General features: G+C 49.6%; 11 protein-coding genes. 6 read left to right on the plus strand and 5 right to left on the minus strand.

The window, feature by feature from the left end; translation table 11 throughout:
* The first annotated feature begins 168 nt into the window (after positions 1 to 168).
* Positions 169 to 1,824 carry an O-antigen ligase family protein gene (locus DWY89_RS12480; protein ID WP_117796039.1) on the plus strand — a complete coding sequence of 552 codons (1,656 nt, stop codon included), beginning with the start codon at positions 169 to 171 and terminating at the stop codon, positions 1,822 to 1,824.
* 251 nt (positions 1,825 to 2,075) lie between these two features.
* Entirely contained in the window at positions 2,076 to 2,231 is a 156-nt protein-coding gene (locus tag DWY89_RS14425; RefSeq protein WP_181357241.1) for a hypothetical protein, read from the plus strand.
* A gap of 163 nt (positions 2,232 to 2,394) precedes the next feature.
* Here the strand turns inward: DWY89_RS14425 and DWY89_RS12485 are convergent, their stop codons facing one another.
* The 5 genes from DWY89_RS12485 to DWY89_RS12510 all read right to left on the minus strand — a co-directional run bounded on the left by DWY89_RS12485 (position 2,395) and on the right by DWY89_RS12510 (position 7,810).
* Entirely contained in the window at positions 2,395 to 2,925 is a 531-nt protein-coding gene (locus tag DWY89_RS12485) for a hypothetical protein (protein ID WP_107001448.1), read from the minus strand.
* Positions 2,926 to 3,149: 224 nt separating this feature from the next.
* Positions 3,150 to 4,529, minus strand: a complete 1,380-nt coding sequence (locus DWY89_RS12495; RefSeq protein WP_118523796.1) for a cell wall-binding protein — start codon at positions 4,527 to 4,529, stop codon at positions 3,150 to 3,152.
* Between the two features lie 171 nt (positions 4,530 to 4,700).
* Positions 4,701 to 6,311 (minus strand): aldolase catalytic domain-containing protein, encoded by a 1,611-nt coding sequence (locus tag DWY89_RS12500; RefSeq protein ID WP_118524720.1) that lies wholly within the window; start codon positions 6,309 to 6,311, stop codon positions 4,701 to 4,703.
* A gap of 30 nt (positions 6,312 to 6,341) precedes the next feature.
* The gene (locus DWY89_RS12505; protein ID WP_118524721.1) at positions 6,342 to 7,007 is read right to left on the minus strand and encodes an HAD hydrolase-like protein; all 666 of its coding nucleotides are present in this window, start codon (positions 7,005 to 7,007) and stop codon (positions 6,342 to 6,344) included.
* The gene (locus DWY89_RS12510) at positions 7,004 to 7,810 is read right to left on the minus strand and encodes a 3-deoxy-manno-octulosonate cytidylyltransferase (RefSeq protein ID WP_118523797.1); all 807 of its coding nucleotides are present in this window, start codon (positions 7,808 to 7,810) and stop codon (positions 7,004 to 7,006) included. The genes DWY89_RS12505 and DWY89_RS12510 overlap by 4 nt, the downstream gene beginning before the upstream one ends.
* A 236-nt stretch (positions 7,811 to 8,046) precedes the next feature.
* On the opposite strand from DWY89_RS12510, the gene DWY89_RS12515 reads away from it, so the two are divergent.
* The 4 genes from DWY89_RS12515 to DWY89_RS12530 all read left to right on the plus strand — a co-directional run bounded on the left by DWY89_RS12515 (position 8,047) and on the right by DWY89_RS12530 (position 14,332).
* The gene (locus tag DWY89_RS12515; protein WP_118523798.1) at positions 8,047 to 9,978 is read left to right on the plus strand and encodes a thiamine pyrophosphate-binding protein; all 1,932 of its coding nucleotides are present in this window, start codon (positions 8,047 to 8,049) and stop codon (positions 9,976 to 9,978) included.
* 16 nt (positions 9,979 to 9,994) lie between these two features.
* Complete coding sequence (locus DWY89_RS12520) at positions 9,995 to 10,930, plus strand: NAD(P)-dependent oxidoreductase (RefSeq protein ID WP_117796036.1); 936 nt, start codon at positions 9,995 to 9,997, stop codon at positions 10,928 to 10,930.
* Positions 10,931 to 11,181: 251 nt separating this feature from the next.
* Entirely contained in the window at positions 11,182 to 12,156 is a 975-nt protein-coding gene (locus DWY89_RS12525; RefSeq protein WP_107001455.1) for a glycosyltransferase family 2 protein, read from the plus strand.
* The gene (locus DWY89_RS12530; protein ID WP_118524722.1) at positions 12,146 to 14,332 is read left to right on the plus strand and encodes a glycosyltransferase family 2 protein; all 2,187 of its coding nucleotides are present in this window, start codon (positions 12,146 to 12,148) and stop codon (positions 14,330 to 14,332) included. Before DWY89_RS12525 ends, DWY89_RS12530 begins: the two co-directional genes overlap by 11 nt.
* The last annotated feature ends 6 nt before the right edge of the window (positions 14,333 to 14,338 follow it).

Consider the following 14,338-nt stretch of genomic DNA (forward strand, 5'->3'; position numbering starts at 1 on the left):
TTTAAATGCGAAGCCACGGCAAATTCCGTTACTGGGCACGTATGCGTGAACAGTAACGAGATAATAGGGGAAATTTAAGATTTCCTTCCTTGCTATCCACAAAACGAAATGCTATACTGATACAAGCCGTTTCTCTGGTTTTACGAATAAGAAAAGGAGAAGAATGTGATGGAACAGACAGAGATTGCAAGAGAGCAGGGAGCTCCGACTGCATCCATTTTGGCAGAGCAGGCATGGGAGGGAAAAGTCCGAAAGGTTTTTTCATGGATTGTGTCGGTGTATCTGTGTGTGGTGTTTGGGGCATTTCCGCTATATTTCCATAATTATTATTATGATATTCTGGTATCGAAATATCAGTTTTACTGGCTCAGCACGGTTGCGATGCTGGCGTCATGCCTGATCGCAGCGATAGTATTTGCGTGCATGGACTTAAAGCGGTTTGGCGGGGCGCATGTGCGGCGCTTTTTGGGCGCGTTTCGACTGACTGAATTAAAAAAGCAGCCATTTGCCTATAAGGCGCTGGCAGTTTTCTGGGCGCTGGCACTGATATCGACGGTGCTGTCGGACTATGTGTATGAGTCGTTCTGGGGAAATGAGGGACGATTCAGCGGATTATTCTTGATTACGCTGTATGTGCTGGGAACTATTGTGATCAGCAAGTATGGTCGGATGAGAAAATGGTACCTGGATGTGTTTTTGGCATCGTCCGTTCTGGTCTGTCTGTTTGGAATCACAGATTATTTCCAGATGGATTTATTGGGATGGAAAAAGGGCGTGAGCAATGAACAGGGAAACCTGTTTGTATCTACATTGGGAAATATTAACACATATACGGCGTTTGTGGCGCTTACGATGGCGGTTGCCTGCGGCTGTTTTGTAAGTGAGAGAAAAGTGGGACGCCGTATCTGGTATTATCTGGTTTCGGCGCTGGCCTTTTTTGCATTGATTACCGGACAGAGTGATAATGCATATTTATCACTTGGAATGCTGTTTGCGGTGATGCCGCTGTTTTTATTTACGACATGGCGGGGCATCGCAGATTATGGTATTCTGGCGGCTACGTTTATGACCGTGATCAAGGTAGTAGATACGGTCAATAAAGTATATGCCGATCAGGTCATCGGTCTGGGCGGTGTGTTTGGCGTGTTGGTGCGCTATCGTTATCTGGAGGGAGTCGTCGTTTTATTCTGGATTCTGGCGGGGATTCTCTGTGTTTGGAAACGGAAGATGGAACAGACGAATCCAGAGAGCAAACCGGGACGATGGATTTGGCGTGGCTGGTGTGCAGTTTTGATTCTTGGATGCCTGGCAGTGGCATTTGTCTTCTATGATGCAAATCTGGGAGGACATGCGGAACGGTACAGCGCGTTGTCCCAGTATCTTGTTTTTGATGATGATTGGGGGACGAACCGGGGATATTGCTGGAGAATTGGCTGGCAGTCCTATCGCGAGCTGCCGTTCCTGCATCAGTTGTTTGGTTTTGGACCAGACACATATGGAATTCTGACTTGGGATTTCAGGCAGGATGCGCTGGATCGGTATGGAGTTTTCTATGAGAGCGCCCACAACGAATATTTCCAGTACCTTGTTACAATGGGACCGCTTGCGCTTGCATCCTATCTTGCGTTTCTGGGCGGCGCCTGCGTGAGAATGTGCAGAAAATGGAAAGAGTGCGCCTGGATTCTGGCGCCTGTTCTGGCGGTGCTCTGCTATGGAGCACAGGCAGTTGTTAATATCAACCTCCCGATCGCGACGCCGATTATGTGGGCGATGCTGGCGATTGGGCTTACACTCACAAGAGAGAAAGCAGAACAGGCAGAATAGCTCAAATAGACGGCAAATCCGGGCAGATTCGGCGGAAAAGCCGAAATGACGAACTTTGTCGATTTAGAATTTAAAGTAATGTGTGAACAGTAACCCGTGTCGAAATTTGCGATCGATAGACTCTTTTATTTTTCTTAAAATCGGTTTATAAATAATATGAAACGAAAAAACGATAGGATCGCCTGGCAGAGCTGCGTTATGCAGTGTGGTCATCTGAATGGAAGAACAGGCAGTCAAAAGGAGGAGAGTTTATGGATGAAGCTAAAAAATTGGTCGTTTTGGAACAGGAAAATGAAGAATTAAAGCGTGAGCTTAAGGAGTTATTTAAAACTCTGGATCAGATGAATCAAAGCTTAAACCGGATGATTGACCACTACATACTCTGTAAGACGGAGAAGGCGGGATAAGCGGAGAAACTGGATAAGATGGGAGAGAAGAGGCTCATTTATACCAGATGGAGCAAGTGAACAATCAAATCAAAAATTAAATACTAAATCGAATATCAAAGCCGCATGATTCAGAAGGTATGTTATTAAACCAGAATGAATCATGCGGCATTTTTTATGTACTCTATGTAATATGCAGTTGGCGCGTCAATTTCCAGATTAAATCATGCATCCAGGAGATCGTCTGCTCCAGCTGCTCGTTTTTCTCTCTTAGCGCCAATACTTCCTGATAGAGAGTTTCCTTGTCGGAATCTTTTGAGATATCCGGATGGAGATTCGAGGAAGTGGAAGATGATTTTGTTTTACCCGGTGCTGCAGAATGATCTGTCATCAATTTGGTGTTATCAGGTGCTGCATTTTGATCCGACGATTTTGCATCATCCGGTGATTTGCTCCGACCGGATGGCTTTGTCTGCCCTGGTGCCTTAGCCTTGTTCGCCTGTTTGGCTTTAGAATCCAAAGGGCTTGCCGCATTAATCATGTGTCTGGAAATCAGGATCTGCCGTTGTGGATAGTCTAAGTCCATGAAATCCTGATACGGAATGGGAAGAGGAGTCATGGCGATTGAGCAATGCGGACACACCGCATTGGCAACGAGCTGAAAGAATCCATAATGTCCACAGTTTGGACAGCAATAAACATTTAAACCACGCATAGAGTTGCCTCCGTAGAAGTAAGAGTTGAGTCATTGGGAGAAAAATGAAAACATCCCCTTTATTATAATACGTTTTAATCGGGAACATTATAACTGGTTTTTAGAAAAAAATTTAAAAATTTCCAAAAAAATTTTTAAAACGATAAAAAAAGACATCTTTCAGAAAAAATACCGCGGTGTCACAAAAGTGTCCTGCGGTATTTGAACGGATGCAATATTATATTTTACTGGATGATTCCAGATGTGTCAACTGTCCAGGCAGTATCATTGCTGTCTTTGATATCCTTGAACCCTTTTCCGAGTTCCGGACGGGAAGCGGAAGAGGAGGAAGAGGTTGCTTTCTGGATGGTGCCGCTGGTGTTTACCAGGTAGCGTTTTTCACCGATGGAAACCGGCTCATAGCGGAGTTCCGGATCCGCCTTCTTTAAAAGACCGTTTACATAAACCTGGTTATCGCGCTCTCCATGGTAGCCCTGTCCTTTGAGGGAACCTTTGGTCTGGAAATACCAGATCTGGTTTTCTTCTAAATCATCATTGTAAATAGTCTGCTTGCCGGTACGCATCACGCCGTCGTCGCCGAAGTAGTAGGAGGCGAAGCTGCCATCCGCCTGTTTCAGGCTCTGAAGCCCGGTCTGCATTTCACCGCGCTCGTTGAAGCAGTAGCGCTCGGAATTGATGGTGAAAATAGCAAGATCCTTCTCGGCAAAGTAAGCAGTTCCGTTTTTAAAGAAGAAGGAAAATGGCTCTTCTTCTTCGCTGATGCCCGGTGCCCCTTCAATGGTGTACCAGCCGCTTGCCCGGCGTCCGCCATTTTCCGGATCGTAATAGCGGAAATCGTTTAAGCTGACAGTGTCTGTGGCAGAGTTGTCCGTTGTTGCTGCTTCGTTTGAAGGTGTGCTGGAGCTTACAAAGCCAGCTTCCGCGACATTGATCCAGCCTGTCTGCATCTGGCCGTCGATGAAAGTGTAGTAGCCATTGTCGATTTTGCGGTCCATCTGGTTTACGATCATGCGTCCTTCGGTGTCAAAATAGCACCAGATATCTTCATCGTCGGTGTCTTTCGTGATGGTTTCCAGCAGAATCCATCCGGTTTTTCTGGCGCCGTCATCCTCCTCGCCGAGGTAGTAGGTCTGTCCGTCCAGCTCCAGAAGCCCGGTCTGCATCAGTCCGTCCTCGTCGAAATAGTAGGTTTTTCCGTTGATGCTCATCCATTTGGCAGTTACAATCTTGCCGTCCTTGCCAAAATAGAGCCAGGAGCCGCCGTCCGGAGAATCCGGGCTGTCATAGCTGATCTCATTTTCAGCCGAAACCCATTGGTTCTTTGCCATGTGCCCCTCATCGTTGACGAAATAGTCATCGACTCTCTGATTGGTAGCAATCTCGCCTTCCTCATCGAGATAAAACCAGTCGCCATTCCGCTTTTTCCATGTGTTTGTCTCTTTATAGCCGTCCTCATCGTAGTAATAAAGACGACCATCTTCCTCTGTCCAGCCGCTCTGAGCCGCCAGAACTCTGTAAGTTCCCATATTTGTCATTATAGGTGCAGCAGCCGCGAACAAAGCCGCAGCGGATAAAACAGCTAAAGTTTTAGTTTGCTTACGCATGGTATAATCTCTCCTTTTTGAAAATGCGAAAATCCATCGCTGCATTACGGGGCTTATTATACGGGGATTATGCGTAAAAAGATAGTGTGCGTTGCTGGAAAGGGTGGAGAGATGTGGAAAAAGGGGTGAACCAGCTGGAACACCCCTTTTTCTATATGAAAATATAATTTTTTATTTTACGTATTTCGAATCCGTCAGGAACTCCAGCGTCAGCGTTCCTGCCAGCCTCTCCAGCGTATCTATCACATACTGGTTAATACTCTGTGATTTTTCCCGCGCGATCCGGTAGTCCATCGCGGAATTATAGTAGTTGTCTCCATCGACCGTATATCCGTCGAATCCCGCGCAGGCGGCGTGGTGGACGCTTGTTTTGGTCAGGACGTTCAGCAGCATGACAAAGGAATTATCGATGATCTCTGCATTCTGGTCGATCAGGGAATTATAGTTTAAGGTGTAATCAAAATGTGTATCTTTGACATTCGTCACGTTCGAGGTCGCGATGACGCGCACCGGGCGTCCCTGGGCGTCGGCGTGCTCGAGCAGGCGGTTGTTGAGCTGAACATATCGTCTGGAATTGCTTAAGAACGCATAATCGATTGGAATTCCCTCCGGGATAAAATTGACGGAGATTGTGATCGGATTGTGCGCCTTAATATAGGAAAGAATTGTCTCCTTTTCCAGTTCCAGATTCTTTCCCGGACCGAGCAGCAAAAGCGGGCGCTCGCTCCAGGAAGCACTCAATGCCTGAATATCGGCTTCGTCATTGCATTCTGTGCTCTGATACCTGCGGTACAGTGTTTCAATGTAATCTTTGTCGTAGAGCAGTTTTTTCTCCGGCTCAATCGCATCCAGAATCGTATTGATGGATTTAAGCGACAGAGTGTGCTTATCCATCAGGAAGCGGACGTAGTTCGGATGGCAGTTGTTGGAGGCGGAAATATAGAAGAACAGGTTATATCCCCATGGGCTCTTGCGGAAGAATGGCATGATGCTGATGTCGATCGCCTCGAGCATCTGACTGACATTGAAATTGCGTCCGAATACGGTGTTCATGTACATGGAAATGAGTTCGATCGGAAGATTTCCGGCGCTTTTTCCCATGCCGTACAGGGTGGCATCAACTAAAACGGTGCGGTCTGCCGGTTCGCGTAAGACTTCCATGCTGTTCGAGTATGCGAGCTGGAAGTTATTGTGGGAGTGGTAGCCGATCGCGATCGATGGTTTTAAGTTGTAGTTTAAGAGCTGGAAATAGTGCAGCAGGTTATCCTGATGCAGCAGACCGTAGGTGTCTACAAGGGACATCGCATACGGTTCCAGATCGTTGACAAGGTCAACCAGATCCAGAAGCTCACGGTCGGAGTAGCTGGTGATCGAAACCGCCTGTGCAAACACTTTGTAGCCCAGTTTTTTGACTTCGTGGCAGAACTGGATCGCCTCATGCATCACATGTTTTTTGAAAATGACGCGAATGCCGTCGATGTAGGACTCTGAACACGGGCTTAAATTAGAAATATCGCAGGTTCCGTAGTCGATCATGGCAACGATCATCGTATTTCCCTTGTCCAGCTTGCCGAAAATCTGATCGGCACACTGGGTTGTCGGCATGATCGTGCGGTTGCGGTCGAAAGTGCGGCGGTCATCCAGGAAACCAACTTCCAGAATGTCCACGCCCGTGCTGATCAGACGTTCAAAAATAGTAACAATATTGTCGTGACCGAACTCCCAGTCGTTGACGTAGCCGCCGTCGCGGAGAGTGCAGTCGAGTAATTTGACTTGTTTCATGATGTTTGTCCCCTTGTTATGTTTGTAATTTTAAAAATTGACTCCCAGAAACGCCCCGATATCATGCGTATCCTTTGCCGTATAAACCGGCTCATATTCCTGCCATGCCTCCGCGGTATCTGGTCCGAAGCCGTAGGTGACTGCCATAAAATCGACAGCTGCCTCTTTGGCACCCTTTCCGTCGGAAGAGGTATCACCGATAAGAACTGCCTCGGATGGAGACAACTCCAAAGCTTTTAAGCACTTGTGCAGAACGTCAGCCTTCGTCATTTTGCTGGCAAAATCGCTGCCGCAGATGGAGTCACAGAGTTCTGTGAAATGGTAATGTTCCAGCAGAGTCAGCGCATAATCTTCACGTTTCAGGGTGGCAACCCCGATCTTGCAGCCCTGTGCGCGGAGTGCGCGGATCAGGTCTTTGATACCGGCGTATGGCTCGGCTTTCAGCAGGTCGTGATCCTTGTACTGGGTGCGGAAAATCTCGGTTGCGTGGTTCGCGGCGTCCTCGTCCAGTCCATAGAGGCGGATGAGCGACAGCTTGACGGGCGGTCCGATAAAGGTGCGGAGTGTCGCCTCGTCGAGGGCAGGTTTTCCAAGTGCTTCTACCGTGTGTCGCACGCTCGCAAAGACGCCTTCGGATGTATCGAGCAGCGTGCCGTCGAGGTCGAAGATCACGCCGCGGTATGTTTTCTTATTCATAGGGTGCTAGTCCTCCTGTGTAAAATCGCCTGTACTGTTTCAAGGTCGGCGGGGGTGTCTACGGAAAGCGTATATCCGCAGATGGGAAGAAATAGGATCGTTTTCCCATATTCGAGGAAACGCAGCAAATCCACGCCCTCGATCTGTTCCAGAATGCCCGGTCTGCTCTGGCAGAAGAAATCGAGCGATTCCCGCGTATAAAGCCCGATACTCACAAATTTCCGGGAAGGTTTGTCAAGCGTCCCCTTGCGGAATGGAATTGGCGCACGGGAAATGTAAAGCCCTGTGCCGTCCGGGCGGCAGACCACTTTTATGTTGGATGGATCGGCTGTCTCGGCATCGTTCGGGATATCTGCCATGGCATTGATGAGAAATGGAAGCTGTACATTCTCTTTTGAGGTAATAACAGTAAGTGCCTGCTCCATAAAATTTTGCAGAATCTCCGGTGTCAGAAGCGGTTCATCCCCGCCGATCATCGCATAAAAATCAAATTTCCGCGAAGAAGCAGACTTGGAATCTTCCAGAATCGTCACCGCCTCCTGAATGCGGGAGGTCGGATTCTGATGGGAATGGGAGGTGAAAACCGCCTCAAATCCATATGTCTGGCAAACAGCAGCAATCTCAGGGCTGTCGGTCGCAGCGTAAACGGCATCAAATACACCGCTGTCCCGCGCCGCTGCGAGAACCCGCACAACCATTGGAATCCCATCAATCTGTTTCAATGCCTTTCCCGGAAAGCGAACCGAATTAAGCCGCGCCGGAATCAGCGCGCAGACCTTTTTTTTCTGTGCTAATCGATTCATAAGACGTTCCTCTGTATGATAAAAATGCAGTTACATAAAGTAAACTGAACCGTAACGATTCAGGCATATCGATGTGAATCGGATGCCGACCTTTATTATAGAAAAGAAATAGGAGAAATACAAGATAGCATAAGAAAAATGTAAGGAGTTGGGAAAATGCCGTGTCGGCTATGAAAAAAGAAATATGTGTGGTATAATATGACCACTTGACAAGGTATTTTCAGGAGGAAATCAAAATGAAACAGAAACTTTCTAATTATATAGCAGAAAAGCTTCTCGCATCCGGCATCACGGATGTGTTTATGATCACGGGCGGCGGCGCGATGCATCTGGATGACGCGCTGGGGCATCAGGAAGGACTTCACTGCCTCTACAATCATCATGAGCAGGCATGTGCGATGGCAGCGGAGGCGTATGCTCGCATCCACAACAAGATTGCGGCAGTGTGCGTGACGACGGGACCTGGCGGCATCAATGCGATGAACGGCGTTGCGGGCGGATTTCTGGATTCAATCCCGATGTTTGTCATTTCCGGACAGGTGCGTTATGACACGACAGCGCGCAGCACGGGACTTCACCTGCGCGCGATGGGCGATCAGGAGTATGATATCACCAAATCGGTTGCCAATATGACAAAATACTGTGAGATGGTGATCGATCCGATGCGTATCCGCTTCTGTGTGGAAAAAGCCCTGTATCTGGCTTACAACGGTCGTCCGGGTCCTACCTGGCTGGATATTCCGCTGAATGTGCAGGCGGCAATGATCGAGACAGACGATCTGATCGGCTTTGATTCGGAGGATTATGAGGCGGGCGGAACCGGCTGGGCGGCAGAGAGCGCGTCCGAGATCCCGGAGGATACCGCCGGAAAAGGTGAATTTCGTGCAAAACTTCCGGCACGTGTGACGAAGGAGACGGCGCGTGCGATCATCGAGAAAGTCCGCACCTCCAAACGTCCGGTGATCAATGCCGGAAATGGTATCCGTATCGGCGCGGCGCACGATGTTTTCATGCGCGTGGTTGAAAAGCTGGGAATCCCGGTTGTGACCGGCGCGGACAGCATCGACTGTATCTATGACGAACACCCGCTGTACATCGGAAAAGGCGGCAACGTCGGCGATCGCCCGGGCAACTTCGCGATCCAGAACAGCGATCTAGTGCTGTCGCTCGGAAGCCGTCTGAGTTTCCGCCAGGTCGGTTACCGTTTTACTACCTGGGCGCGCGAGGCGTATGTGATTGTGAATGATATCGATGCCGAAGAGCTGAAAAAGCCGACCCTGCATGTGGACATGCCGGTTCACGCGGATGTGAAGGATCTTCTGACCGTGATGGACGAGGTTCTTTCGGAGGAAGGAAAAGCGGACGGCGCGGCTTCGATGACGCAGGAGTACAAGGACGCGCAGGCAGAGTGGCTGCGTATCTGCCAGGGCTGGAAGCATGATTATCCGGTGGTTCTGCCGAAGCACATGAACGGCGGCACGGAGACAGAGGCAAACGTATATGCATTTGCGTATGAGATGAGCCGCCGTTTAAATGAGAACCAGATCGTGGTTGTGGGGAATGGATCTGCAAATGTTGTGTGTGGACACGCAAATATTGTGAAAAAGGGACAGAGATTTATCTCGAACTCCGGCATCGCTTCGATGGGCTACGGACTTCCGGCATCGATCGGCGCGTGCGTGGCAGATCACAGCCAGGATATTATCCTGATTACCGGAGACGGCAGTATTCAGATGAATTTACAGGAGCTTGAGACAGTTGTCAGCCACCGGATGCCGATCAAAATTTTCATTATCAATAACGGTGGTTACCATTCCATCCGCCAGACCCAGAAGAATTTCTTCGGCGAGCCGCTCATCGGTATCGGCGTGGACAGCGGCGATCTTGGATTCCCGAGCATGGAAAAGCTGGCGTGGGCGTATGGATTCCCATATGTAGCGATTCATGGAAACAAGGAGCTGGGTGAGAAGGTAGAAGAAACGCTGGCGATGGACGGCCCGGTGATCTGCGAGGTATTTGTAACGCTGGATCAGAACTTTGAGCCAAAGTCCGCGGCGAAGAGACTGCCGGACGGAACGCTTGTATCGCCGCCGCTGGAGGATCTGTCCCCATTCCTGCCGGACGAGGAGATGGACCGTATCATGCTGATTCCGCGTATTAAAAAATAGTAAAGGAAACGATAGAATGAAGATAGTTGTCACAGGTGCCACCAGCTTTGTAGGTCTGGGGGCGGTGCGCGAGCTGTTACATCGCGGACATCAGGTATACGCCGTACTGCGGGAACATTCGACGAAAGCGGATCTGCTGCGGGAAAATGGAAAATTTCCGCAGGGACTCACGATTTTGGAGGAGGATCTGGGGAATCTCTCGAAACTGCCGGAACGGATTCCGGGCGGATGCGATGTGTTTCTCCATATGGGCTGGCGCGGTGCAGGGAGTGATTCACGGAAAAATGAGTCAGTCCAGGAGGAGAGCGTGCAGGACGCGCTGAATGCCGTCCGCGTGGCGAAAGACCTCGGGTGCCGGCGGTTTCTCTTTACAGGTTCGCAGGCGGAGTATGGCGTCAAGAGCGAGCTGACAGACGAGGAGACGGTCTGCGAGCCGACCTCCCCGTATGGACGCGCGAAACTGGCAGTACGGCAGCAGGCGGAAGTGCTCTGCCGGGAACTGGGACTGGATTACGGGCATGCACGGATTTTCAGCACGTATGGACCGGGCGATCACCCGTGGTCGCTTCTTTCCTCCTGTGTCCGGGTCTTCCGGGCAGGGGAGAAGATGACGATGACCGCCTGCACGCAGCTCTGGAACTTCATGTATATTGACGATGCGGGGCGCGCTCTGGCGGATCTGGCAGAATATGCGGGAAATCTCACGGATCACGGATGTGTCTACAATCTGGGCGGTCCGATGGATGAGACAGGACCGCTGCGCGGGTTTGTCGAGACGGTCTATGAGCTGTGCGGCAGGCAGGGCAGCATGGAATTTGGCGTCCGCCCGCCGAATGCAGAGGGAATCGTCAATCTAATCCCGGATATCCGCAAGATGGAGCGGGTGGTTGGCTGGAAGCCACAGGTATATTTTGAAGAAGGAATGAAGAGAATTCTAGCTTTTCAGAAATGATTTTTCTGCCCTCTGTGCAGAGTGACGGGAGAGAATGGTAAATATTTGGACATATTTTATCAGTTTATGCCAAGTAAATAGCGAAGCAGCCAAAAATCGTTAAGAAAATTGTAGGTTGTCAAAAGAGAGAAAGACGTTTAAAATAAAGGCAGTATAGCCGAAGCGGCTTTCTCTTTTTTTTGTGTTCGAAATTTGGTGGAACGAAACAGAAGAGTTCAAACAAAAAGCAAATTAATAGGAATCAGAAAAGTATGAAAAAAATCAGTATATTAATTCCCTGCTACAACGAGGAAGAGAATGTAGGTCCGATCAGCGAGGCGGTTGTGGAGACGCTGGAGCGCGATCTGCCGGAATATGACTATGAGCTTGTCTTTATCGACAATGATTCGACGGACCAGACGCGCCCGATTCTTCGGAAGATCTGCAGCGAGAATCCACGGATCAAGGCAATTTTTAATGCCAAAAACTTTGGACAGTTCAATTCCCCGTATTATGGAATGTTACAGTGTACCGGCGACTGCGTGATCAGCATGGTGGCAGATTTTCAGGATCCGGTCGATATGATCCCGAAATATGTCCATGAGTGGGAAAATGGCTACAAGATTGTCATCGGCATCAAGACGGGAAGCAAGGAAAACCCGATCATGTATGCGCTGAGGAGCTGCTATTACAAGATGATAAAGAAACTCTCCGATGTCGAGCAGATTGAGCATTTTACCGGTTCGGGTCTGTATGACCGCGATTTTATTGAGATTCTGCGGGAGCTTGACGATCCGACGCCGTTTCTGCGCGGAATCGTGGCGGAGCTTGGTTATAAGCGCAAGGAGATTCCATATATCCAGCCGCAGCGCCGCGCAGGCAAGACACACAACAATTTTTACCGGCTCTACGATGCCGCGATGCTCAGTGTGACCTCCTATACGAAGGTCGGTCTGCGCCTGGCGACGATCTTTGGAAGTATCTGCGCGGCGATCAGTATGATCGTGGCGATTGTATATCTGGTGATGAAACTGCTTCACTGGTATGATTTTCCGGCTGGTATGGCGCCGGTTCTGATTGGAATGTGCTTTTTAGGGTCGGTTCAGATCTTTTTCATCGGTCTGGTGGGAGAGTATATTTTATCGATCAATTCGAGAGTCATGAAGCGTCCGCTGGTAGTGGAGGAAGAGCGGCTGAATTTTGATACACCGGTAAAAAAAGTTGGGGGCAAACAGCATGAAATGTAATGTCGATGTAGTTCGGATTCGTGAAAATTCGATTCAGCTCAATGGCTGGGCGATCGGAAAGACGCCGGAGACGGAGATCACCTATCAGGTTGAAGATGGGGCACATCAGCCGATCCGGTTTCAGTATGTGGCGACCCGCCGCGACGACGTCAGCCAGATTTATTTTGGGCGAACGGTAGAAAAAGAGCTTGGATTTGATATCCAGTTCCCGTATGAGCGCGGAAAAGATTATTATCTGATCGCAAAAGGCGAGGGACGCAAAATCCGCATTAAATATAATGAAGAACTGATCCGCAAGCGCAGCAGTGTGGCGCACAAGCGGATGCAGAAGATCCGCGATCTGATGAACATGGAGACTGTGCGGGTCTGCCTGGATTTCTGGAAGGAAAACGGTCTGAAAGCCCTGCTGGTAAAATCCAAGCACAAACTGCAGGGAATTGACAATGACTACGATTACGGCGAGTGGTATTCACTGACGAAGCCGACGGAGGAGGAGCTGGAGGAGCAGAGGAAAAAGGTGTTTGACGCGCCGGTTAAATTCTCGATTGTGATTCCGGCATTTAAGACACCGGAGCGATTCCTACGGGAAATGCTGGATTCGATCGCGGAACAGACATACGCAAACTGGGAGGTTTGCGTGGCGGACGGCAGTCCGGCAGGACAAAGCTGCGAGCGGGTGCTGGAGCAGTATGCGAAGAAGGACAGCCGCTTTAAATACGTAATTTTAGGCGAAAATAAGGGCATTTCCGGCAATACGAATGCAGCAATGGATATGGCGACCGGCGATTATATCGTGCTGGCAGACCATGACGATAAGCTGACACCGAATGCTCTCTATGAGTGTGCGAAACTGTTACAGGAACATCCGGGATGCGACTGCTTCTATTCGGATGAGGATAAGCTGGATATGGACGGCGGCGCTTTGTTTGATCCGCATTTTAAGCCGGATTTCAATATCGATCTGCTCTGCAGCGTCAACTATATCTGCCATCTGTTTCTAGTCAGCCACGATCTGGCAGCGCAGGTGGGCGGCTTCCGTCAGGAATACGACGGAGCGCAGGATTATGACTTCATTTTCCGTTGTACGGAGAAGGCGAAGGAGATCCGCCATATCCCGAAGGTGCTGTATCACTGGCGCTGCCACAAGGATTCGACAGCGAGCAACCCGGAGAGCAAGCTGTACGCATTTGATGCGGGTGCGCGCGCGATCATGGATCATTATAAACGCGTCGGTATCGAGGCGGAGCGCGTGGAAAAAGGTGTGGACTACGGCATTTATCACTCTGTATATAAAATTCAGGGAGAACCGCTGGTATCGATCATCATTCCGAATAAGGATCACCATACGGATCTGGATCTATGCCTGCGGGCGATTGAGACGCGGGCAACGTACCGCAATGTTGAGTTTATCATTGTAGAGAACAACAGCACGGAGAAGGAAACCTTTGAATACTATGAAAAGATTCAGAAGGAATTTTCCAATGTCCATGTGGTAACCTGGGAGCGCGAGTTTAACTATTCGGCGATCAACAACTTCGGCGTGACTTTCGCAAAGGGCGAATATCTGCTGTTTTTAAATAATGATACCGAGCTGATTGCGGAGAATTTCATCGAGGAGATGCTGGGACTGTGCCAGCGTGAGGACGTCGGCGCCGTTGGCGCGAGACTGCTCTATCAGGATGATACGATCCAGCATGCGGGCGTCGTGGTTGGTTTCGGCGGCATCGCAGGGCATACGTTTATCGGGCTTCATAAGGCGGAAAACAGCTATTTCCACCGTGCGATGAGTACACAGGATTACAGCGCTGTGACGGCGGCGTGCCTGATGACAAAGAAAGCGCTCTTTGATGAGGTCGGCGGCTTTACGGAGAAGCTGGCGGTCGCATTTAACGATATCGATTATTGCATGAAAGTGCGGGCATCAAATCATTTAGTGGTTTACAATCCGTACGCATTGCTGTATCATTATGAGTCGAAGTCAAGAGGACTGGAGGATACGCCGGAGAAGGTGGCGCGTTTTAACAGGGAGATCAAGATTTTCTCGGAGCGCTGGCCGGAGATCCTTAAAGATGGAGATCCTTACTACAATCCGAACCTGACGCTGCGGAAGTCCAATTTCGCCCTCAGGGATCTGAAAAAAGAGAAAATCGGAGAACCGTATCATCTGGAGGTATAACCCGGG

The organism is Clostridium sp. AF27-5AA, from assembly GCF_003478415.1.
Classification (GTDB): domain Bacteria; phylum Bacillota; class Clostridia; order Lachnospirales; family Lachnospiraceae; genus Otoolea; species Otoolea fessa.